Annotated in this window: 26 protein-coding genes; 7 read left to right on the forward strand and 19 right to left on the reverse strand. The window is 67.9% G+C overall.

The annotated features are described in order from the left end of the window. Positions 1–86: 86 nt before the first annotated feature. On the forward strand, positions 87–1205 hold the full coding sequence (gene dnaJ, locus OCH7691_RS01860; protein WP_085881720.1) for a molecular chaperone DnaJ: 1119 nt from the start codon (positions 87–89) through the stop codon (positions 1203–1205). Here the strand turns inward: dnaJ and OCH7691_RS01865 are convergent. Together OCH7691_RS01865 and OCH7691_RS01870 are read right to left on the reverse strand one after the other, a co-directional pair. Beyond that, complete coding sequence (locus OCH7691_RS01865) at positions 1202–2194, reverse strand: NAD(P)H-dependent flavin oxidoreductase (protein WP_085881721.1); 993 nt, start codon at positions 2192–2194, stop codon at positions 1202–1204. The two genes, dnaJ and OCH7691_RS01865, sit on opposite strands and share 4 nt — an antisense overlap. Beyond that, positions 2194–3756, reverse strand: coding sequence for an AMP-binding protein (locus OCH7691_RS01870; RefSeq protein WP_085881722.1), 1563 nt, complete (start codon positions 3754–3756; stop codon positions 2194–2196). Before OCH7691_RS01870 ends, OCH7691_RS01865 begins: the two co-directional genes overlap by 1 nt. 195 nt (positions 3757–3951) lie before the next feature. Between OCH7691_RS01870 and dapB the strand changes: the two genes are divergently transcribed. Continuing rightward, the gene (gene dapB, locus OCH7691_RS01875) at positions 3952–4761 is read left to right on the forward strand and encodes a 4-hydroxy-tetrahydrodipicolinate reductase (protein WP_085881723.1); all 810 of its coding nucleotides are present in this window, start codon (positions 3952–3954) and stop codon (positions 4759–4761) included. A gap of 19 nt (positions 4762–4780) precedes the next feature. Here the strand turns inward: dapB and OCH7691_RS01880 are convergent, their stop codons facing one another. After that, positions 4781–5692 (reverse strand): DMT family transporter, encoded by a 912-nt coding sequence (locus OCH7691_RS01880; protein WP_085881724.1) that lies wholly within the window; start codon positions 5690–5692, stop codon positions 4781–4783. Between the two features lie 99 nt (positions 5693–5791). Continuing rightward, positions 5792–6298, reverse strand: coding sequence for a DUF2244 domain-containing protein (locus OCH7691_RS01885; protein ID WP_085883442.1), 507 nt, complete (start codon positions 6296–6298; stop codon positions 5792–5794). A gap of 83 nt (positions 6299–6381) precedes the next feature. On the opposite strand from OCH7691_RS01885, the gene nth reads away from it, so the two are divergent. Further along, positions 6382–7017 (forward strand): endonuclease III, encoded by a 636-nt coding sequence (nth, locus tag OCH7691_RS01890; RefSeq protein ID WP_085883441.1) that lies wholly within the window; start codon positions 6382–6384, stop codon positions 7015–7017. Between the two features lie 16 nt (positions 7018–7033). Here nth and OCH7691_RS01895 read toward each other — a convergent pair whose 3' ends face one another. From OCH7691_RS01895 to OCH7691_RS01910, 4 genes are all read right to left on the reverse strand, one after another. Then, a complete protein-coding gene (locus OCH7691_RS01895) occupies positions 7034–7567 on the reverse strand; it encodes a YajG family lipoprotein (protein ID WP_085881725.1) in 534 nt (177 codons plus the stop codon). Positions 7568–7569: 2 nt separating this feature from the next. After that, positions 7570–8208, reverse strand: coding sequence for a bactofilin family protein (locus tag OCH7691_RS01900; RefSeq protein ID WP_085881726.1), 639 nt, complete (start codon positions 8206–8208; stop codon positions 7570–7572). Between the two features lie 52 nt (positions 8209–8260). Next, a complete protein-coding gene (locus OCH7691_RS01905) occupies positions 8261–8953 on the reverse strand; it encodes a sulfate transporter family protein (protein WP_085881727.1) in 693 nt (230 codons plus the stop codon). A 98-nt stretch (positions 8954–9051) separates the two neighbouring features. Beyond that, complete coding sequence (locus OCH7691_RS01910; RefSeq protein WP_085881728.1) at positions 9052–10476, reverse strand: amidase; 1425 nt, start codon at positions 10474–10476, stop codon at positions 9052–9054. Between the two features lie 139 nt (positions 10477–10615). Here OCH7691_RS01910 and OCH7691_RS01915 point away from each other — a divergent pair, with 139 nt between their 5' ends. Both OCH7691_RS01915 and OCH7691_RS01920 read left to right on the forward strand, forming a co-directional pair. Beyond that, positions 10616–11614 carry an adenosine kinase gene (locus OCH7691_RS01915; RefSeq protein ID WP_085881729.1) on the forward strand — a complete coding sequence of 333 codons (999 nt, stop codon included), beginning with the start codon at positions 10616–10618 and terminating at the stop codon, positions 11612–11614. Positions 11615–11710: 96 nt separating this feature from the next. Then, positions 11711–13474 (forward strand): adenylate/guanylate cyclase domain-containing protein, encoded by a 1764-nt coding sequence (locus OCH7691_RS01920; RefSeq protein WP_085881730.1) that lies wholly within the window; start codon positions 11711–11713, stop codon positions 13472–13474. 16 nt (positions 13475–13490) lie between these two features. Here the strand turns inward: OCH7691_RS01920 and OCH7691_RS01925 are convergent, their stop codons facing one another. The 9 genes from OCH7691_RS01925 to OCH7691_RS01965 all read right to left on the reverse strand — a co-directional run bounded on the left by OCH7691_RS01925 (position 13491) and on the right by OCH7691_RS01965 (position 18274). After that, a complete protein-coding gene (locus tag OCH7691_RS01925; protein ID WP_085881731.1) occupies positions 13491–13868 on the reverse strand; it encodes a histidine triad nucleotide-binding protein in 378 nt (125 codons plus the stop codon). A gap of 8 nt (positions 13869–13876) precedes the next feature. Further along, a complete protein-coding gene (locus OCH7691_RS01930; protein WP_085883443.1) occupies positions 13877–14203 on the reverse strand; it encodes a phosphoribosyl-ATP diphosphatase in 327 nt (108 codons plus the stop codon). Between the two features lie 11 nt (positions 14204–14214). Then, positions 14215–14991: an imidazole glycerol phosphate synthase subunit HisF gene (gene hisF, locus OCH7691_RS01935; protein WP_085883444.1), complete on the reverse strand. Its 777-nt coding sequence runs from the start codon at positions 14989–14991 to the stop codon at positions 14215–14217. 7 nt (positions 14992–14998) lie between these two features. Beyond that, entirely contained in the window at positions 14999–15721 is a 723-nt protein-coding gene (gene hisA, locus OCH7691_RS01940; protein WP_085881732.1) for a 1-(5-phosphoribosyl)-5-[(5-phosphoribosylamino)methylideneamino]imidazole-4-carboxamide isomerase, read from the reverse strand. A 4-nt stretch (positions 15722–15725) separates the two neighbouring features. Then, a complete protein-coding gene (locus tag OCH7691_RS01945; RefSeq protein WP_085881733.1) occupies positions 15726–16262 on the reverse strand; it encodes a GNAT family N-acetyltransferase in 537 nt (178 codons plus the stop codon). A gap of 31 nt (positions 16263–16293) precedes the next feature. After that, positions 16294–16935: an imidazole glycerol phosphate synthase subunit HisH gene (gene hisH / locus OCH7691_RS01950; RefSeq protein ID WP_085881734.1), complete on the reverse strand. Its 642-nt coding sequence runs from the start codon at positions 16933–16935 to the stop codon at positions 16294–16296. Next, positions 16932–17330, reverse strand: coding sequence for a DUF2628 domain-containing protein (locus OCH7691_RS01955; protein WP_085881735.1), 399 nt, complete (start codon positions 17328–17330; stop codon positions 16932–16934). Before OCH7691_RS01955 ends, hisH begins: the two co-directional genes overlap by 4 nt. 26 nt (positions 17331–17356) lie before the next feature. Further along, positions 17357–17956, reverse strand: a complete 600-nt coding sequence (gene hisB / locus OCH7691_RS01960; protein WP_085881736.1) for an imidazoleglycerol-phosphate dehydratase HisB — start codon at positions 17954–17956, stop codon at positions 17357–17359. Between the two features lie 90 nt (positions 17957–18046). Beyond that, the gene (locus OCH7691_RS01965) at positions 18047–18274 is read right to left on the reverse strand and encodes a hypothetical protein (RefSeq protein WP_139839483.1); all 228 of its coding nucleotides are present in this window, start codon (positions 18272–18274) and stop codon (positions 18047–18049) included. Positions 18275–18470: 196 nt separating this feature from the next. Here OCH7691_RS01965 and hslV point away from each other — a divergent pair, with 196 nt between their 5' ends. Further along, entirely contained in the window at positions 18471–19010 is a 540-nt protein-coding gene (gene hslV, locus OCH7691_RS01970; protein ID WP_085881738.1) for an ATP-dependent protease subunit HslV, read from the forward strand. Between the two features lie 6 nt (positions 19011–19016). Beyond that, positions 19017–20324, forward strand: a complete 1308-nt coding sequence (gene hslU / locus OCH7691_RS01975; RefSeq protein WP_085881739.1) for an ATP-dependent protease ATPase subunit HslU — start codon at positions 19017–19019, stop codon at positions 20322–20324. A gap of 34 nt (positions 20325–20358) precedes the next feature. On the opposite strand, the gene OCH7691_RS01980 is transcribed toward hslU, so the two are convergent. Further along, entirely contained in the window at positions 20359–20697 is a 339-nt protein-coding gene (locus OCH7691_RS01980) for a DUF1491 family protein (protein ID WP_085881740.1), read from the reverse strand. Further along, positions 20694–21962 (reverse strand): adenylate/guanylate cyclase domain-containing protein, encoded by a 1269-nt coding sequence (locus OCH7691_RS01985; protein WP_176244890.1) that lies wholly within the window; start codon positions 21960–21962, stop codon positions 20694–20696. The genes OCH7691_RS01980 and OCH7691_RS01985 overlap by 4 nt, the downstream gene beginning before the upstream one ends. Between the last annotated feature and the right edge of the window lie 20 nt (positions 21963–21982).

Genomic DNA, 21982 nt, shown 5'->3' on the forward strand with positions numbered 1-21982 from the left:
GCGGGCATGCCCGACGACCGTAACGACGACGCCCCGGCGGATTCCATCCGCCGGGGCGCTCCCGTGACGTGTGCGAGTGACAAAGCATGAGCAAGGCCGATTACTACGATCTTCTCGGTGTCGAACGCGGCGTCGATGACGCGGCACTGAAATCCGCCTATCGGAAGCTGGCCAAGCAGTATCATCCCGATCGGAATCCCGGCGACGCGACGGCCGAGGCCAAGTTCAAGGAAGTCAGCGAAGCCTACGACGTCCTGAAGGACCCGCAGCGCCGCGCCGCCTACGACCGCTTCGGCCATGCCGCCTTCGAGGGCGGCGGACCTGGCGCCCGTCACGGTGGCGGGCAGGGCGGCTTCGATTTCGCCGATGTCTTCGACGACCTGTTCGGCGAATTCATGGGCCAGCGTCGTGGCGGCCGCGGCGGCGCCGCGCGCGGCAGCGATCTCCGCTACAACATGGAAATCTCGCTCGAGGACGCCTATCACGGCACGACCAGCGAGATCCGTATCCCCTCGACCGCCTCCTGCGAGGAATGTGACGGCAGCGGCGCAGCCGCCGGTTCGCAGCCGACCACCTGCTCGACCTGCCAGGGCATCGGCAAGGTCCGCGCCCAGCAGGGTTTCTTCACGATCGAACGGACCTGCCCGACCTGCGGCGGCCGCGGCCGGGTGATCGAGAAGCCCTGTCGTGCCTGCGGTGGCCAGGGCCGCGTCCAGCGCGAGAAGACGCTTTCCGTCAAGATTCCCGCCGGCGTCGACGAGGGCAACCGGATCCGCCTGACCGGCGAGGGCGAGGCAGGGCTGCTCGGCGGCCCGCCCGGCGACCTCTATATCTTCATCTCGATCGCGCGCCATCCCTTCTTCAAGCGCGACGAGGACAATCTCTACTGCAAGGTGCCGATCGAGATGACCGCCGCCGCCCTCGGCGGGACCATCGAGGTACCGACCATCGACGGCGGCCGGGCCAGCGTCACGATTCCGGAGGGCACCCAGAACGGGCGCCAGTTCCGGCTGCGCGGCAAGGGCATGCCGGCGGTTCGCGGCGGCGGCATCGGCGATTTGATCCTGCAGGTGAACGTCGAGGTGCCGGTGAAACTGACCCGACGCCAGAAGGAACTCCTGCGCGAGTTCGGTGAAGCGGGACAGGGCAGCCACAGCCCCGAATCCGAAGGCTTCTTCAGTCGCGTGAAGGATCTCTTCAACTAGCCCCGGCCTGTCGCGCGCCCGGCTTCCGCGTCGTCATATTCGCGGACCAGCCGCTCGACCAGCCGGGCGACCGCTGGCACGTCGCCAACCCCCTCCGCCGAATGACCGGCCGACCAGATGTCCCGCCAGCGCCGCTTGCCGCGCGCCTCGGGATTGATGTCCTTCGCGATATCGATGGCGCCGCGTTCCGGCAGCGCCAGCGGATCGAGCCCCGCCGCGACGATCGAGCCGGTCAGCATGCTGGTCGGCAGCCCGGTGAAGGCCCGGGTCAGCGTGATGTCGTCAAGCCGGGCCTCGACCACCATCCGCTTGTAGGCTTCCGACGCCATGCTCTCGCGGGTCGCGATGAAGCGCGTCCCCATATAGGCGAGGTCGGCGCCGAGCGTCTCTGCCGCCCGCAGCGCGACCCCGTCGGCAATCCCGCCGGCCAGCACGATCGGCCCGTCGAAGGCGGCCCGCGCCGCCCGGACGAAGGCGAACGGATTGGCCCAGCCGGTCTGGCCGCCGGCACCGGCGGTCAGCAGGATCAGGCCGTCGGCGCCGGCCGCCGCCGCCTTTTCCACATGCCGCATGCTCGCCACGTCGGCAAGAACGAGTCCGCCGTAGTCGTGCACCGGGCCGACGACATGTTCCGGGCTGCCGACGCTGGCGATCACCAGCCCGATCCGGTAGCGGGCCAGCAGCGCAAGATCCTCGGCGACACGCGGGTTCGAGCGATGGACGATGAGATTGGCGGCGACCGGGGCGACCGGCAGGCCCGGGTTCGCCTCGCGGAAGGTCGCGACCTCGGCGGTCATGCGGGTGAGCCAGTCGTCGAGTTCATCGGTCGTCCGGCAATTGGCGGTCGGAAAGCTGCCGATCACACCGGCCCGGCAGCAGGCGATTACCAATTCCGGACCCGAAACGAGAAACATCGGCGCGGCGATCAGCGGCAGCCGCAGCCGCCCGTCCAGCATCGCCGGCAGCCGGCCCGTCCTGTGTGGAGCCATCAGCCGACCTGCCTGTCGCGGCCGGCCCAGTAGGTCGCGCGGAGCGCCTTCTTGTCGGGCTTGCCGATCGGGGTCAACGGAATCGCCTCGGCGATATCGATCGTTTTCGGGGTGTAGATCCCGCCCTTCCGGCGGCGCACCAGTTCCTGCAGCGCCTTGGGGTCCGGCCTGGCACCGGCGCGCGGCACGATCACCGCCTTGACCGCCTCGCCCCACTTGTCGTCCGGGACACCGATCACCGCCGCCATCGCGACCGAGGGATCGCTCGACAGCACGTCCTCGATCTCGCGCGGGAACAGGTTGAAGCCGCCGGAGACGATCATGTCCTTCTTGCGGTCGACGATATAGAGATAGCCCTGCTCGTCCGCGGTCGCCATGTCGCCGGTATGGAGCCAACCGCCGGCCAGCGTTTCGGCGCTCTGCTCGGGACGCTTCAGATACTCCTCCATCACCTGCGCGGCGCGGACCGAGATTTCCCCGACCTCGCCCGGCGCGACCGGCCGGTTCTCGTCGTCGAGCAGCGCCACCTCGGTCGCCGCGCAAGGATGACCGCAGGAGGCAAAGAGCCGGGGCCGGGCCGGGTCGTGATCCTCGCGGCGCAGCACCGAGATCGGGTAACCCTCGGTCTGGCCATAGAGCTGCGAGAAGACCGGGCCCAGGCGCTCGAGACCCTCGAGCAGCCGTGTCGGCGACATCGGCGAGGCGCCGTAGAGCAGCAGTTCGAGGCTCGAAAGGTCGGTCCGGTCGAGGGCCGGGCAGTCGAGCAGGAGATAGATCATCGTCGGCACGAGGACGGTCGCGGTGATGCACTCCGCGGCGATGGTCGCCAGCACCCGCTCCGGATCGAAGCCCTGCATCAGGTGGATGCAGCCGCCGCGATGCAGCGTCGGCACGATCTTGGTGCCGGCGACATGACTGATCGGCGCCACGGCTAGGTAGTCGAGGCGGGCCGGCCATTCGAAATCCGCGATCACCGCGTTCGACATGGCGATACCCGACGGGTGACGGCGCAGCACGCCCTTGGATTTCCCGGTCGTGCCGCCGGTATAGTTGATCGTCGAGACGTCGCCCGGCTCGGCAAGATCGACCGGGCTTACCGCGCCGGCAGCCTCGGCCGCCGCGTTGATGTCGATGCCGTAGTCGGCCGGGCCGAGCGTGAAGACCCCGTGCAGCCGTTCGACGCCACCGGCCAGGGCGGCGCCGCGTTCCGGAAAGGCATCGCTGTCGACCAGCAGGAAATCGATCTCGGCGTCGTCAAGGATGAACTGGTGGTCGTCGAGCGCGCCCAGAGGATGCAGCGGTGTCGTCGCCAGGCCGAGCCCGCTTGCCGCAACCCCGGCGAGCCAGGCATCCGCCCGGTTCGGGCTGAGACTGGCAAAGCGCTGACCGCGGCGGGCACCGGCGGCCTGCATCGCCGCCTGGTAGCGACCGATCAGATCATATGCCTGCTCGTATCGGATCTTGCCGCCCGCGCCCGAGAAGGCGGTACGGCCGCGCCAGCGGGCCAGCGAGCGCAGTACCATGGAGGCGCCGGTCAGGCCCTCTTGCCACGGCAGAACCATCTTTCGTCCTCCCCTGTGACGCCCCCTGCCGCCCGGGTCAGCGGGACGGCGGCGGCTGCCTTTTCCCGACGATACGATGGCATCGGCCCGAGTTGCAAAGAGCGTGATTGCGTTCGCCCGGTCATCTCGCCAACCGGGCGGCGCTGTGCTAAACCCGCCGGCACCATATTGCGCCGGGTATCGGGGGACGGAAGCATGACCGCAGTCAGGATCGGGATCGTCGGCGCAGCCGGCCGCATGGGGCGCACGCTGCTGCGGCTCGTCGACGAGAGTGATGGCACCTTGATCGCCGGCGCGACGGAGAGTCCCGGTCACCCGGACCTCGGCCGCGACATCGGACTTCTGTTCGGAGCCGAAACGACGGGCATGACGCTGGCCGACGACCCGGAGGCGCTGTTCCGAAATGCCGACGTGGTCATCGACTTCACCCGCCCGGCGGCGAGCGTCGCCCATGCCGCCCTCGCCGCCCGTCTCGGCACCGGCCTGGTCATCGGCACCACCGGCATGGCCGCCGACGACGAGGAGGCGGTCGCCAAGGCGGCCGGCCGCGCGCCGATCGTCATGGCCGGCAACATGAGCCTCGGCGTCAATCTGCTGACCGTGCTCACCGAGCTGGTCGCCCGCGCCCTTGACGATGCCTTCGATATCGAGATCGTCGAGATGCATCACCGGCACAAGGTCGACGCGCCGTCCGGCACCGCCCTGATGCTCGGCCGGGCCGCCGCGCATGGCCGGGGGATCAATCACGACGCGGCGGTCGATCGCGGCCGCGACGGTATCACTGGGGCCCGCGAGCGCGGCCATATCGGCTATGCCGCGCTCCGCGGCGGCAACGTGGTCGGCGAGCACAGCGTCATATTCGCCGCCGACGACGAGCGGATCGAGCTCACCCACAAGGCCGGCGACCGCCAGCTGTTCGCCCGCGGCGCCGTCAAGGCGGCGGTTTGGGTCTCGGGGCGGACGCCCGGGCTTTATTCCATGCGCGACGTCCTCGGCCTCGGCTGAGGCCGAGCCGACCGGCCGGTCAGTCGCCGCCCGGCAGCGGACGCCGCGACCGGAGGAGGCGGAACACGCGGCCATCGACCGTCGCGATCCCGCCGATCACCAGCACCATGCCGAGATAGCTCTCCGGACCCGGCCGCTCGCCGATCAGGATGGCGGCGATGATCAGCGCGCTGACCGGTATCAGCAGGGTGACGAGCAGCGCGTTGGTCGCCCCCGTCCGGCCCAGAAGATGGAAATAGATCAGGTAGCCGACGCTGGTCGAGACCAGCGCCAGCACCAGCATGGCGCCGATCACGTCGGGCCCCGGGGCAAGCCGCCACGGCGCCTCGAAGGCGAGTGCCAGGGGCAGCGCGAGCAAGGCCGTCATGCCGAGTTGGCCGCCGGCCACGACCACCGGCTTGATGCCGCGAAAGCGGCGCGCGTAGATCGCCGCGAAGGCATAGGTGAGGGCTCCGCCGAGCACGGCGAACTCGCCGATCAGCTTCGGGCCGAGCTCGAAGCTCGGGCCGCCGCCGACCAGCACCGCGACGCCACAGATCCCGAGCGAGACGCCGGCGATCCGGTTCGCCGTCAGTCGTTCGCCGGTCGCGAACAGCGGCGCCAGGAAGACGCTGAAAAGCGGCGCCATCCCGTTCAGGATAGCCGCCGTTCCGGCCTCGATGCTCTGCTGGCCGAAGACGATCAGGGTATGCGGCAGAAGTCCGTTCAGGAAGCCCATGACGAGGAAGGCCGGCCAGTGGGCGCGCAGCGCTGCCCGCCCGTCCCGCCCGAGCATGAGCAACAGCGGCAACACGGCAATGCCCGAGCGCAGCATCACGGTGGTGAAGACCGGCAACTCGGTGACGACGATGCCGGTGAACACGAAAGCCCCGCCCCAGAGGACGGAAAGCGTGACGAGCAACACCCAGTCGCGGGGTGACGGCGGTTCCATGATGACCCTTCTCGCGTGGCGGGAATGGCCACGTTAGGCGGCAGGCGGAAGGCCCGCTATCCGAAATCCGGCGGCAAACCGGACGTCCGAGACGCGACGTCAGACCGCCGGCGCCCGAAGCCTGTCGAGAGCACCGCGAAGGGCCGCCGTCAGTTCCTGCCGCTCGTCCCGCGTCAGGAAGCGGCCGACCGAGACCGATCGCCCGTGGCTCGTCAGAACCAACATGCCGGGTCCGGTCTCCGGCTCCTCGAGGTCAAGCCGCAGCCAGTTCGGCTGGAAGCGGCATTCCTCGAACCGGCCATGCCGGTCGACGCGGCGGACGATCAGCGCATCATCCTGCAGCCGGATCGCCTCGAAGGCCCGTGCGTCGCGATAGCTGAACCGGAAGGCCAGGTAGATCAGCAGCACGTCGAGACCGAAGAAACCGAAGATCGGCCAGGCCCCGATGAGAAAGAAGAACAGCCCCGCCGCGAAGCTGATGCCGGCAATGGCGATCATCAGGATGGCGAAGCCGTGCGGCCCGAGCGAACGATGCGGCCGCAGCACCGCATCGAAATGCAGGGCCGGCTCCCGACCGTTCGACGTCGTCTCCGGTGCGTCTGTCATGAACCAGAGAATAGGACGGGCCCCGTGCATCGGCAAATTTTTGCGTGGCCCGCCCGACCGGCCGCGCCTATAAAATCCGGCTCATGAAAAAGGCCGAGATCGAAGAATTCTTCACCCGACTGGAGGCGCGAGATCCGTCGCCGAAGGGCGAGCTCAACTATACCAACCCGTTCACCCTGCTCGTCGCCGTCGTGCTCTCGGCGCAGGCCACCGATATCGGCGTCAACAAGGCCACCGGGGCGCTCTTCCGCGAGGTCTCGACGCCGGCTGAGATGCTGGCGCTCGGCGAGGCCGGACTGAAGCAGCATATCCGCACCATCGGGCTGTTCAATTCGAAGGCGAAGAACGTCATCGCGCTCTCCGAACTGCTGATCGCCGAGCATGGCGGCGAGGTTCCCACCGATCGCGACGCCCTGGTGAAACTGCCGGGCGTTGGGCGGAAGACAGCGAATGTCGTGATGAACATTGCTTTCGGCGCCCCGACGATCGCCGTCGATACCCACCTGTTCCGGGTCTCGAACCGAACCGGAATGGCGCCGGGAAAAACCCCGATCGAGGTCGAGCGCAAGCTCGAGAAGCGGATTCCGAAGAAGTTCCTCCTGCACGCCCATCACTGGCTGATCCTGCACGGGCGCTATGTCTGCAAGGCGCGGAAACCCGATTGTCCGGCCTGCGTGGTCAGCGACCTCTGCCGTTACAAGGCCAAGACCACCGTCTGATCGGAGACCTTCCGGCTTAGCTGTCGGCCGGGCGCGTCCGGCCATCGGCCAGGGCCTGCAGGCAGCTGTCGAAATCGGGTGAGGGGGCGCCCTCGCGCGGCGAGGCGGTTTCCGCGCGGACGATGCGCTTCTGCCCCGCTTCCCCGTTCACGAACAGGAACAGGACGCAGCCGGAAAGCCGGTATTGCCACAGCTCGGCGGCCTCTTCGACGCGGCGGAACGACGGTGCGCCGAGCCAGTCCTCGACGGCGCCCGGTCCCATGGCGACTAGATCCGCCGGCGTATAGGGTTCGTGATGGACGGGCGCCGGCTTCTCCGGATCGGGCCGGGCCGGTGCCTCGGGGCGGGACGCCACTTCCGGCGCCGCCCTGTCGGTTTCGGCCGTGACCGGCGCCGCCTCGACGACCGGTTCGGGCGCCGGGTCGCTCGTCGCCGGTCGATCGACCGGCGCCGGCGACTGGCAGCCGACGAGGAGCGAGGTCGCGATAACCGCCGCGATCGGACCGCCCGTCTGGCGGCGCGCGGCCGGTCGCCTCGCCCCTGTCGCCATCCCTACTCGGCCGCGGCGAGGCTCGATGCCTCACCCTTCCCGACGGAATCCCCCGCCGAGCCGGCGGCAACGGTTTCGGTATTCGGTTCCATCGTGCCGGCGACCTGGCCACCGGCCTGGATCTCGAGCTCGCCATAACGGATCGTCCCGCTCACCCGACCCTTGGCACGGATGGTGAGCTTGCCGCCGACCGAGAGATCGCCTTCGAACTTGCCGTCGATCTCCGCCATATCCACGACCGCCGAGCCGGTGAACAGGCCACCGTCGCGGATCTCGAGCTGGCGGGCGCCCTTGATGTTGGCCTCGATCCGGCCTTCGACGACCAGCCGTTCGCAGGCATGGATCTCGCCGTTCAGCTGGATGTCGCGGCCGACCACGAGGGTCTTCGGCTCGGCCGGTCCTTCGTTCCCCGCCTTGCCGGCGACGCCCGGCGCGAGCGGCTTCTTGAAGCCCGGGATGTCGGGGTGAACGTTGCTCTTGAGCGGGCTCGTCATGAGGCCCGTCGGCATCGCCGGAATGTCGTCATCGCTTGCCTTCAGGAGCCTGGCCGAGCGGTCTGCGACATTGCCGTCCCGGTTGCCCAGGATGGTCGCGCCGTTCGGCAGTTTGTCAGTCTCGAATTCGCGTTTGCGCCCAAACATGGTTGCTGTCCCCAGTTGTTGCTGTGTCACCAGAGACGACCGCTATTCCGTGTCAGAGCGGTCGGACCGCCGTCCCGGCGCGTTCACGCATCGTCATGAACAGATGCACCATCGTTGCCGTGGCAATGATGGGCGCCAGGAGGTTGACCAGCGGCACCGTCAGCAGAAAGGCGATCGCCATCCCGGTCAGGAATACCGAAGTTTGGTTAGCCTTTCGTAAATGACGCACATCTTCGGCCGCCATGTGCCGCCAGCCGACAAGCTCGAAGTATTCGCGGCCAATCAGATAGCCGTTCAGGACGTAGAACAGGATGATGTTGATGCCGGGCAGCAGATAGAGCGGCAACGCCAGGATATTCGCCAGGATCACCAGTCCGGTGAACTTGAGGCCGAGGATCAGCGCCGGCCCGAAATCGAGCGGCTTGCCGGGCGGCGCGGACGGATAATGCTTGCGCTCCACCGCCTCGGCGATGTCGTCGAGGAAGAGCGAGATCGCCAGGCTCGCGATCGCCGGGAAGAGGAAGATCGTCGCGATCACGAAGCCGAGCGCGCTCACCGCCTCGACGATCCAGTTGAGCCAGCCGGTCTCGAATTCCGGCAGCGCGGCAATCCCCCAGGCCGAGCCGACAGCAAGCAGGATCAGGACCAGGAGGGTCAGGCCGAGCGATTTCAGCAACACCGACCGGAAGGCGGGATCGCTGATCTGGGCGATGGCGCGGGAGAAGGCGGAGAACAAGCGGAACACCTTTCAGAACGGTCGGCCGCGGCGCCGGATGCGGCCGCGTCGGAGCCGGCCGTTCCGATCGGCATCGTCGCCGCCGATCGGAACGGACCCGGCCAGATTTAGGGTGTCCCGGCGCGCGGATCAATCGGAAGGGCGTCCGCGAGCCCGCATTCGGCCTCGAAAAGCGCGGCCGCCGACAGCAGCGCCGCCTCGCCGCGCAACGGCGCCAGGATCTGCAGGCCGACCGGACGACCGTCCCGGGTCATGCCACAGGGAACCGAGATGCAGGGACAGGCGGTGACGGTGAGCGCGAAGGTCATGATCAGCCAACCCGCGTAATTGTCGAAGCGATGGCCTTCGATCTCGTCGAGGTACCGGATCCGGTGATCGAAGGGCGGGGTGGCGACGGTCGGGCAGAGCAGCAGGTCGTAATCGCGGAAGAAGGCGGCCGTTCGGGCATAGATCGCACCGCGCAGGGCCTCGGCCCGGCCGATGTCGGCGGCGCCGAGCGCGAGACCCGCCTCGATGTTCCAGATCACCTCGGGCTTCATCTTGTCGCGATGTTCGGCGAGCAACGGCCCTTTCGACGCGGCGAAGCTCACCGCCCGGAGAATGTCGAAGCATTCGACGACATTCGACAGGTCCGGCCCGGCCTCCTCGACGGCAATCCCGAGACCGGCGAAACGGCGGGCCGCGGCGGCGCAGATTTCGGCGACCTCCGGGTCGATCGGGCTGATGCCCAGATCGGGGCTGTAGGCGACCCGCCTCGGTGCGACCGGCCGCTCGACCGCCTCGATGAAGGGGCGCTCGGGCGCCGGCAGCGAGATCGGATCCTCGGGATGCCAGCCGACCATCGCATCGAACATGAGCGCCACGTCGCCGACGTTCCGCGCCATCGGCCCGTCGACCGCCAGGGTGCCGAAACAGAACGGCGTCGGCCCGCTCGCCACCCGGCCGGGTGACGGCCTGAGCCCGACCGTGCCGGTGAAACTTGCCGGGATCCGGAGACTGCCGCCCATGTCGCTGCCGCTCGCCAGCCAGACCTGGCCGGCGGCGAGCGCGCTGGCCGCCCCGCCCGACGACCCGCCGGGCGTGAGCGCCGTGTTCCACGGATTGGTGGTAGTGCCGAAAACCTCGTTGAAGGTCTGGGCGCCGGCGCCGAATTCCGGCGTGTTGGACTTGGCGACGACGACAGCGCCGTTCGCCTCGAGCTGCTCGACGAGAATGTCCGATCGTTCCGGCACCAGATCGGCGTAAATCGGCGAGCCCATCGTCATGCGGACGCCGGCGACCGGGTTGAGATCCTTGATCGCCACCGGCAGGCCATGCAGGAACCCCGGCGGACGCTCGGACGGAGGCGTCTTCATCAGCGCCTTCGCCTTGTCCCGCGCGCGGTCGAAACAGCGCGTCGGCAACGCGTTCAGCGCCGCGTCGGTTTCCGCGATCCGTCGCTCGGCGACGTCGATGAGCTCGAGCGGGCTGACCTCACCCCGCCCGAGGCGCGCGACGGCCTCACGCGCCGTCCATTTCACTCTCTCGTCCATGGGGGCGGAGTTTGGCGCAGCGCCGCGACTTTGTGAAGCTGGATCGGACGCGCTCTTGCCGCCTTGGAACGCGCTTCTATACTGCGCCGCGAGGCCGCCGGTGGCGGCCGTACGCCAGTGGAGGTTTGACGGGTAACCGATGGGTAAAGCAGAACTCGATGTCGTGGGCATCGGCAACGCCATCGTCGATGTGATCGGCCAGGTGGACGACGCGTTCCTGGCGGAGCACGACCTCCCCAAGGGCGCCATGATCCTGATCGACGAGCCGCGCGCCAACGCGCTCTACAGCCTGATGGGCCCGGCGGTCGAGATATCCGGCGGATCGGCCGGCAACACCATTGCCGGGCTGGCCTCCCTCGGCGCCCGGGCAGCCTATATCGGCAAGGTCAAGAAGGACCAGCTCGGCCAGATATTCGCCCATGACATCCGCGCCGTCGGTGTGCGTTTCGAAACCGAAATGGCGACCGAGGGTCCGGCCACCGCGCGCTCCCTGATCCTCGTCACGCCGGACGCGCACCGGACCATGAACACCTTCCTCGGCGCCTGCGTCGATCTCGGGCCGGAGGATGTCGATCCGGCGCTGATCGCCAATGCCGCCGTGACCTATCTGGAGGGCTACCTGTTCGACCCGCCGCGCGCCAAGGCCGCCTTCCGCAAGGCGGTCGAGATCGCCCACGGGGCCGGGCGCCGGGTCTCGCTGTCGCTGTCCGATTCCTTCTGTGTCGAGCGTTACCGGGACGAGTTCCGCGATTTCGTCGCAAACGGGGTCGACATCCTGTTCGCCAACGAGGCGGAGATCACCGCGCTCTACGAAACGACGAGCTTCGACGAGGCACTGCAGACGGTTCGTGACAAGTGCGAGATCGCCTGCCTGACGCGGTCGGAGCACGGCTCGGTCATCGTTGCCGGCGACGAGGTCCATGTGGTCGATCCCGAGCCGCTGGATACCGCCCTGGTCGATACCACCGGCGCCGGCGACCTCTATGCCGCCGGCTTCCTGCACGGCTTCACCGCCGGCCGCGACTTGCCGACGGCGGGCCGAATCGCCAGCATCGCCGCCGCCGAGGTGATCGGCCATTACGGCGCGCGGCCGCGGGTTCCGCTTGTCGATCTCGTGGCCGACCGCCTCGGGGACTGAAAGGCGGGCAGCCGGTCCGGGGGCCCCTCGGTTGCGGGGACCCCGGAATTGTGGCTTGATGCCCGTCACCTGCGATCAGGCACGGCCGGAGAACCGATGGCCCTAATCGAGAAACTCAACGCATCGGTGCGCAGAATGCGTGCCGGCCGCGTAAGGCTCGTCAGCGGGCTCGTGCTGATGGTCTTCCTGGCCGGACACCTGATCAACCATTCGCTGGGCCTGATCTCCTACCAGAGCATGGAAATCGGCCGCGAGGTCTTTCTCGCCGTCTGGCGGAACGGTCTCGGCACCACGGTGCTCATCCTGGCGCTGGTCCTGCATGGCGGGCTCGCCATCGCTGCCCAGCTTCGCCGCCATTCCTTCCGCCGCATCGCCCCCGGCGAAATGATCCAGATCGTCCTCGGCATGGCGATCCTGCCGCTCGCGGCGCTGCATGTCGTGGGCACCCGCGGCTTGCACGAAGTCTTCGGCGTGAACGACACCTACGCCTATGTCCTGCTGTCGATCTGGCGCTTCTCGCCCTGGGACGGGCTGCAGCAGGCCATCCTGGTGATCGTCGCCTGGCTGCATGGCTGTCTCGGCATGCATTACTGGCTGCGCCTGAAGCCGGGCTACGGCGACTGGCTGCCCTATCTCTATGCCACAGCGCTGCTGCTGCCTGTGCTCGCCCTGCTCGGCTTCGTCTCGGGCGCACGCGAGGTCAATGCCCTGTTCGAGGACCAGGCCTGGCGGGACGCGGCCTTCGCAACGTTCAATCTGTCCGAGGGCGCGGCGCCCTGGGCCTATGCCCTGGTCGGCAAGATCTATGTCGGCCTTGCCGTCGCGTTGGTCGTCATCGGCGGCGGCCGGGCCGCCTGGCTGCTGCTGCATGGCCGGCAGCAGCGTGTCACCATCACCTATCCGGACGGCCAGCGTACGGTCGTCTCGCCCGGGACCTCGATCCTGGAAGCGAGCCGGAACGCCGGCATACCGCATGCCTCGGTCTGCGGCGGACGCGGGCGCTGTTCGACCTGCCGCGTCCGGGTCATGGCCGGGCTCGACGATCTCGACCCGCCGAGCGAGGCCGAGCAGCTCGTGCTGGCACGTGTCGGCATGCCGGAAGGGGTCCGGCTCGCCTGCCAGACGCGGCCGCTCAAGAACATCTCGGTGCTGCCGATGCTGCCGGCCCGGGTTCAGCCGCGCGAGGGTTACAAGCGGCCGGCGTACCTGCAGGGCACGGAACGGGAAATCGCCATTCTCTTCGCCGATCTCCGTTCCTTCACCAAGTTCTCGCAAAGCAAGCTGCCCTATGACGTGGTTTTCGTCGTCAACCAGTATTTCCGCTACATGGGGCAGGCGATCGAGGAATCCGGCGGACATCTTGACAAGTTCATCGGCGACGGCGTGATGGCCCTGTTCGGCCTCACGACGACGAGCCGCCGGGGCGCCCAGGATGCGTTGCGCGCCGCGCAGGCGATGGCGAAGGCGCTGACCGAGATGAACGAAACCCTGGCGCACGATCTGGACGAACCGTTCCGCATCGGTATCGGCATACACATCGGCCCGGCAGTGATCGGCGAGATGGGCTATGCCAAGGCGGTTTCGGTGACGGCGATCGGCGATGCGGTCAATACCGCGAGCCGGCTGGAAACGCTCAACAAGGAATATGGCAGCCAGCTGGTCTTCTCCGAGGAAGTCGCGCAGGCCGCCGGCCTGCCGACTGCCGGTCTGCGAACCGAGCAGGTGACGGTGCGCGGACGGGACGAGGCGCTGACCATCTATGTCGTCGAGGACGCGACGACGATGCCCGAGATCGTCGAACGGAAGAAGATGAAGAAGAAAATCCTGATCAAACCGGCCTCGACGCCGTCGCCGACCTGAGGAAACCGCCGATCGTTCAGTCGGTCTTCAGGCCGCGGGCCATCCGGCCCTCCGCCATCTTCCGGCCGCCGAAAATGTGAACGTGGTAATGCGGCACGATCTGCCCGGCGAAGGCGCCGTTGTTGGTCACCAGGCGAAAGCCCTGCTCGACCACGCCAAGCTGGCGCGCGACCGTGCCGATGGCACGGGTGAAGCCGAGCTGCTCCTCGGCGCTCGCATTGTGGGCGAAATCGTCAAAATCCACGTAGGCGCCCTTCGGCACCACAAGGACATGCACCGGCGCCTGCGGATTGATGTCGTGGAAGGCGAGCGCGTGATCGTCCTCGTACACCTTGTTGCAGGGCAGTTCGCCGCGCAGGATCCGGGCGAAGATGTTGTTCTCGTCGTATGCCATGAGGCGCCTTATTCCTCCGTCTTTCGCGCGGCCTTCTCGGCAACCCCGGAGACCCCTTCGCGCCGTTCCAGTTCGTTCCAGACATCTTCCGGGCGAATGCCGAGTGCCGCCCAGAGAACCATCAGGTGATAGAGGAGATCGGCGCTTTCGCGAACCGTTGCCTCCGGACCTTCGCGGAGCGCCGCGATGACCGTTTCGACCGCCTCCTCGCCGAGCTTCTGGGCGATCTTGCCCTCCCCGCGAGCGAACAGCTTGGCCGTATAGGAGGTTTCGGCCGCGGCGGCTTTCCGGCTTTCGATCACCGCGTAAAGGCGATCGAGAACCGCCGCCGTCATGTCGTCGCCGCTCACTGCACCGTCCCCCCGTTCGGGCGGACCGGAATGCCGGCATCCGCCATCCGCGCCTTGGCCTCGGCGATGCTGTGCTGCCCGAAATGGAAGATCGTCGCCGCGAGCACCGCCGACGCATGACCGTCGCGGACGCCCTCTACCAGATGGTCGAGCGTGCCGACCCCGCCCGAGGCGATCACCGGTACCGTAATCGCGTCCGATATGGCACGCGTCATGTCGATATCGAAGCCCTTGCCGGTGCCGTCCCGGTCCATCGAGGTGAGCAGGATCTCGCCGGCGCCGAGCGCGACCATGCGTTTCGCCCAGGCGATCGCGTCGAGCCCGGTCGGTCGCCGGCCGCCGTGGGTGAAGACCTCGAAATTGCCGACCTCGTTCCGCTTGGCGTCGATCGCGACGACGATGCACTGGGTGCCGAACTTCTCCGCCGCCTCGCCGACGAATTCCGGCCGCTCGACCGCCGCGGTGTTGATCGAGACCTTGTCGGCCCCGGCCAGCAACAGCCGCCGCACGTCGTCGACCTTGCGCACCCCGCCGCCCACGGTGAGCGGCATGAAGCACTGCTCCGCCGTCCGCCGGACCACGTCGTAGATCGTGTCGCGGCCCTCGTGACTGGCGGTGATGTCGAGGAAGCAGAGTTCGTCCGCGCCCTGCTGGTCGTAGACACGGGCCTGCTCGACCGGGTCCCCGGCATCACGCAGGTTGACGAAGTTGACGCCCTTGACGACACGGCCGTCCTTGACGTCGAGGCAGGGAATGATGCGCGCTTTCAGCATGGTCCGGTCAGGCCGCCAAGGCCAGAGCCGCGGCGGCGTCGACGCGGCCGTCATAGAGCGCGCGGCCGATGATCGCGCCGGCGATCCGCCCCGAGGCGGCGGCCTTCAGCCGCTCCAGGTCGGCGATCTCCGAGACCCCGCCCGAGGCGATGACCGGCAGGCTGAGGGCTTCGGCGAGCGCCGCCGTGGCCTCGACATTCGGCCCTTCCAGCGTGCCGTCCCGGTCGATGTCGGTATAGATGATGGCGGCGACCCCCGCATCCTCGAAGCGCCGCGCCAGATCGAGCGCGGAAATCGCCGTCGCCTCCGCCCAGCCCGAGACCGCGACCATGCCGGCGCGGGCGTCGATGCCGACCGCGATCCGGCCCGGATAACGGGCGCAGGCCTCGCGGACCAGGGCCGGGTCGCGCACCGCCAGCGTGCCGAGAATGACCCGCGCCAGGCCCTTGTCGAGCCAGTAGTCGATGGTCGCCAGATCACGGATCCCGCCGCCAAGCTGGGCCGGCAGATCGGTCGCGGCGAGGATCGCCTCGACCGCCTCGCCGTTGACCGGCTTGCCGGCGAAGGCGCCGTCGAGATCGACCAGGTGCAGATGACGGAAACCGGCCGCCGCGAAGGCGCCGGCCTGGGCGGCCGGACTGTCGTTGAAGACCGTCGCCTGTGACATCTCGCCCTTGTAGAGGCGCACGCACTGGCCGCCCTTCAGATCGATGGCGGGGTAAAGCTCCATGCCGTCAGCTCGCTTCCAGATCCTTGCTGTAGAAATAGCCTTCGACATACTCGCCGTTGACCCGTGCATACTTCGCCTTGGTCGCCCAGCGCTGGAACCCGCGGCCTTCATAGAGCGCGATCGCCGCGTGCTGGCTGGCGCGCACGTCGAGATCCAGCACCCGGTAGCCGTGCGCCCGGGCGGACAGCTCGATCTCGTGCAGGAGACCCCGCGCAAGGCCGTGGCCGCGCGCATAGGGCGCGACGAAGAAGGTCGTCACCTGGGCGATATGGGCCCCGGCCTCGTTGTTCGGATAGGGCTTCACCAGCTGGCCGGTACCGACGATGCGGCCGTCGAGCCGGGCGACATAGAGTTCCCGGACCGGCACCAGGAGGACGCCCTTCCAGTATTTCTCCAGCGATTCGCGTGGCGGCGGTTTCAGCCAGCCGAATCCGTTGCCGTCGATGATGGCCTGTTCGGTGGCTTCGCAGATGTCGAAGAGATCCGCCTTGCTGAACTTCGTCAGGCGTTCGATCGACGCCTGAACGGCGCTGTGCTCCATCGCTTCCTCTTGTTTCCCGATCGCTCCGGACTCAGGGCTGCCACGCCAGGAAATTGGCGATCAGCCGGAGTCCGACGGTCTGGCTTTTCTCGGGATGGAATTGTGTTCCTACCATATTGTCGCGGCCGATCATCGCGACAACGGGCCCGCCGTATTCTACCTCGGCTATGCCGTCGGCGGGATTGTCGAGCGCGAAACGATAGCTGTGCACGAAATAGGCGTGATCGCCGTCCGCGATCCCGTCGAGAAGCGGATGATCGCGACGCCGGGCAAGCTCGTTCCAGCCCATGTGCGGCACCTTCAGGTCCGGGTCGCTCGGTGCGATCGGCACGACCGCGCCCGGAATCCAGCCGAGCCCGGCGACGGTGCGATGCTCGCGCCCCTCGCCGGCCATCAGCTGCATGCCGACGCAGATCCCGAAGAACGGCCGTCCGCGCACGCGGACAGCCTCCTCGAGCGCCTCGACCATTCCGTCGAGCGCCATCAGGCCGGCACGGCAGTCGGCGAAGGCACCGACACCCGGCAGCACGATGCGGTCGGCCGCGGCGACATCCTCGGCCCGCGCGCTGACCACAACCGGCATTGTCAGGCCCTGCTCGCGGGCCGCGCGTTCGAACGCCTTCGCCGCCGAGCGCAGGTTGCCCGAGCCGTAATCGACGATCACGACGCTCATGACGCCCCCCGTGCCCAGACCCGGAGCGGCGTCGACAGGTCGATCAGCCGCTGTTCGGCCGCGCCGATATCGCGGCCGCCGACGACGCCGAGTTCCCGGTAGCCGCGACGGCCGAGCGTCCAGCGCCGGAGGTCGTTGGCGCTCATCGCGAACAGCAGGTTGAGTCCGAGCATTGCCAGCGAGGCGCCGTTGGTGTCGAGATGCAGGAGTGGCACAGCGAGCGAGAGCGCCGACGACAGGATGACGAACAGCAACGCCACCAGCCAGAGCCGGTGATAGAGCGCCCAGAGCGGCGGCACGAGGAGTGCCCACCAGGCAAATCCCTCGCGCACGAGGACGAGGCCATCGCCGTCCAACGGGCGGCCCGGCCGATAATGTGCCGTGTAGATCCGCATCTTCAATCCGTCCGTGCGGCGCCGCCTCAGAGGCTGCCGCCGAGCACGCCCTTGGTCGAGGGTACCGCGTCGGCGCGGCGCGGGTCGATCTCGAGACCGGCGCGAAGCGCCCGCGCCAGTGCCTTGTAGCAGCTCTCGATGATATGGTGATTGTTGGTTCCGTAGAGGGTCTCGACATGGAGCGTGATCCCGGCCGCCTGCGCGAAGGCCTGGAACCACTCCTTGAACAGTTCCGTGTCCATCTGGCCGAGCTTGTCGCGGCTGAAGTCGACGCGCCAGATCAGATAGGGGCGGTTCGAGATGTCGAGGGCGACCCGCGTCAGCGTCTCGTCCATCGGGATCAGCGCGTCGCCGTAGCGACGGATGCCGGTTCGATCGCCAAGCGCCTTGGCCACCGCTTCGCCGATGGCGATGCCGCTGTCCTCGGTCGTGTGGTGATAGTCGATATGGAGATCGCCCTTGGCCCGCAGGGTGATGTCGATCAGGCTGTGCCGCGAAAGCTGCTCCAGCATGTGATCGAGGAACCCGATTCCGGTTTCCACATCATAGACACCGTTGCCGTCGAGATTGATCTCGACAGTGATGTCGGTTTCCTTGGTCTTGCGTTCGATGCGCGCCTTGCGCATGGGCCGTCTCCGGACAGGTACCAGTCAAGCAGCGCCCATATAGCAGGAAGTCCGGAGAAGTGCACGCCGGCAAAGAGGGCGGGGTGACCGTCAGGAACGGCCCTTGTCCCCGCCCTCCGCCTTGCGGACCGCTTCATCGGCGGCGGCAACCGCGAAATCGATACGGTCCGCAAGCTCTCTGAAGTCCGCCGCCCGGGCGTCGATCCGGACGTAAAGGAGAAGTTCGCGAATGGCGCGCGCGGTCCGCTGGTGTCCTTCCCCGGCCGTTTCCCGGCCTGGCCCGGCCCCGAACCCGTTCACCGCCTGTCCTCCGGACATGGTCCCGTCCTTTCCCGCCATCCGCCGCCGCATACCCATCCGCTGCAGATAGGACGCTCCCGCGCAGCCGTTGTGACGGGGACCGCGCCCTTGATCGGGCGCGCGGGCCGCCTAAATCTGCGTGGTGGTTGTTTCGCCGCCCGCGCACCCTTTATAAGAATCACTCCTCCCGACAATCGAGACCGAGGTACCACCGTTGAGTGAGCAAAGCTGGCATGGCACGACGATCCTCTGCGTTCGTAAGGACGGCCGGGTCGTCGTCGCGGGCGACGGGCAGGTCAGTCTCGGCCAGACGGTGATCAAGTCGAACGCGCGCAAGGTAAGGCGCATCGGCAAGGGTCAGGTGATCGTCGGTTTCGCCGGCGCGACCGCCGACGCCTTCACGCTGTTCGAACGCCTCGAGGCCAAGCTCGAGAAGCATCCCGCGAATCTGATGCGTGCGGCCGTCGAACTCGCCAAGGACTGGCGCACCGATCGTTACCTGCGCCGGCTGGAAGCGATGATGGCCGTCGCCGACACCGAGACCAGCCTCGTGCTGACCGGCAACGGCGACGTGCTGGAGCCCTCGGACGGCCTGATCGGGATCGGCTCCGGCGGCAACTACGCGCTCGCCGCGGCCCGCGCGCTTATGCCGATCGACGGCCTGTCGGCCGAGGACGTGGCGCGCCGCGCGATGGCGATCGCCGGCGAGATATGCGTCTATACGAACGACCAAATCACCCTTGAAAGCCTCTGAGTCCCGATGTCCGAATTCACACCGCGCGAAATCGTCCACGAGCTGGACCGCTATATCATCGGCCAGAAGGACGCCAAGAGGGCGGTCGCGATCGCGCTCCGCAACCGCTGGCGGCGCCAGCAGCTGCCGGACGACCTGCGCGAGGAAGTACTGCCGAAGAACATCCTGATGATCGGCCCGACGGGCGTCGGCAAGACCGAGATCTCCCGGCGGCTCGCCCGTCTCGCCCAGGCCCCGTTCCTGAAGATCGAGGCGACCAAGTTCACCGAGGTCGGTTATGTCGGCCGCGATGTCGAGCAGATCATCCGCGATCTCGTGGAGATCTCGATCGGCATGACGCGCGAACTGAAGCGCAAGGAGGTTCGCGCCCGGGCCGAACTCGCAGCGGAGGAACGCGTGCTGGACGCGCTGGTCGGCGAACGCGCCTCGCCGGACACGCGGCAGAAGTTCCGCGCCCGGTTGCGCCAGGGTGAACTCGACGACAAGGAAATCGAGATCAGCGTCCAGGATCAGGGCGGCGGCCTGCCCACCTTCGAGATTCCCGGCATGCCCGGGGCCCAGATGGGGATGCTCAATCTCAACGACATTTTCGGCAAGGCGATGGGCGGCCGCTCGAAGCCGAAGCGGCTCAAGGTCGGCGAGAGCTACAGCGTCCTGATCGACGAGGAGAGCGACAAGCTGCTGGACCAGGAGGCGCTCGTCCGGGACGCGATCGAGGCGGTCGAGAACAACGGGATCGTCTTCCTCGACGAGATCGACAAGATCACGGCGCGCTCGGAGCGGACCGGAGCCGATGTCAGCCGCGAAGGCGTGCAGCGCGATCTGCTGCCGCTGATCGAGGGCACGACGGTTGCCACAAAGCATGGCCCGGTCAAGACCGACCACGTGCTTTTCATCGCCTCGGGCGCCTTCCAGCTCGCCAAGCCGTCCGACCTGCTGCCCGAGTTGCAGGGCCGGCTGCCGATCCGGGTCGAACTCGACGCGCTCACCAAGGACGACTTCCGTCGCATTCTCTGCGAGCCGGAAGCGAGCCTGATCAAGCAGTATGTGGCACTGCTCGCGACCGAGAGCGTGACGCTCGACTTCACCGACGATGCGATCGACGAGATCGCCCGCATCGCCGCCGAGGTCAATGCGACGGTCGAGAATATCGGCGCCCGGCGGCTGCATACGGTGCTCGAGCGCGTGCTCGACGAGATCAGCTTCTCCGCCACCGACCGCGGCGGCGAGCAGGTCCGCGTCGATGCCGCCTACGTGCGCGAGCACCTCGGCGACATCGTCGGCGACACCGACCTGAGCAAGTTCATCCTCTGACCGCCATGCGATCGCCGGGTTGCCCGGACGGGTGTTACTCGACCGGATCGTCCAGCATGTGACGGCCTTCCGCGTCGTCGAGCTCGAGAACCCAGAGATCGGGATCGCGACCGACCTGCCGGTCGATATAGGCATCCGCCTCGGGCTCGGCGACCGGCTCCGGCCCGGTCGCCCGATGCCAGACTCGGTTGCCGTCAAGGTCGCGTGCCTGGCTCAAGACGGCAACCCCCGCCCCCTGAAAGTTGAGCTTGATCAGCACCGTCCCGGCATGGTCGTCGCCATGACGGACGACCACGGCCATCATGCCGGCCGCGAACCAGCGCCGGATCTGCGCCTTCACCCAGATCTCCGTGCGTAGGCGGACCTCGCTCACTCGACTTTCTCCCCGACCGGCGCGAAGACCGCCTGCGGCCTGGCGATACCCTTCAGGGAGAATTCGCCAAGTGCCTCGTAGCGGCCGCCGGAGCAGGCGGCGAAATCGGCTGAGACCAGCAGCGGGCGACCGAGCGCCAGGGAGAGCCCCTCGATCCGGCTGACCAGATTGACGGCCGCGCCGATCACGGTGAAATCGAGCCGCGCGGGCGCGCCGATGTTGCCGTAGTGGACATCGCCGATGTGGAGCGCGAGCCCGTGGCCGATGGCCGGCTGGCCGATATCGCCACGGCGCCGGTTGAGCGCCGCCATGTCGCCCGTCGCCTCGACGGCGGCGGCAAGCACCCGGGCGCAAGTCTCCGCCTCGGTCTCGCCATCCCGTGGCGGAAAGATCGCCAGCATCGCGTCGCCAATGAATTTCAGGACTTCACCGCCGGCCTCGGCGACGGCGCCCGCCATGACCTCGAAATAGTCGTTCAGGGCGGCAATCACGCGGTCCGCCGGCTGGCGCTCGGAAAGCCCGGTGAAGTCCCGCATGTCGCAATACCAGATGGCGGCGTGGATCGACCGGCCCGAGCCGCGGACAATCTCGCCGGAGAGCACCTGGCGGCCGGTCTCGTGCCCCAGATAGGTATCGAGAAGCACCCGGGACAGCGTTTTCAGCCACTGCAGCTCAAGGAGCGGGACAAGCGTCGCCACTGCATCGCGGATCTCGTCCAGTTCGCTGTCGTCGAAGCCGCCGGGCCGTCGCGTGGCGAAGGTGAACGCGTTCGTCTTGCCGTCGCCGAACGGCACGGGCAGCACGATGTAGTCGGTGATCCCCTCTTCCAGGAGATCGGTCAGGATCGGGAAATCCAGCAGCGGCGCATCGCCTTCGAGACTCCGGCGCACCTCGCCGTGACCTTCGAAGATCAGGCGGATAGGGCTGTTCATGTAGACCGGATTGCGCTGCGCGCCATGCGGCCGCCGGATCTCGCGCAGGCCTGGCTCCTCCGGGCGCCAGAAATAGAGCGCGACGGTATCCTGCGGATGGAGCGTCTGCACCACGTAGGACGCCCGGACGAGCGGCAGGCCGCTGTCGAGCAGGCGGCGGCAGAAGGCCTCGAGCAACGCCTCGGTGCCGTCGAGGTAGCGGCCTTCGGCGATCAACCAGTCGGCCACCCGTCCGAACGCCCGGTGGTCTTCCGGCCGGTCGCCGGCGTCGTTCGGGGTTACGCGGGAATCCGTCATGCCGCGCACGATGCCAGCGCCGTGGGTCCGGGGCAAGGCGCCCGATCCCGGCCGGG

Origin of the sequence: Oceanibacterium hippocampi, assembly GCF_900172325.1 — a bacterium.
Lineage (GTDB): Bacteria > Pseudomonadota > Alphaproteobacteria > Sneathiellales > Sneathiellaceae > Oceanibacterium > Oceanibacterium hippocampi.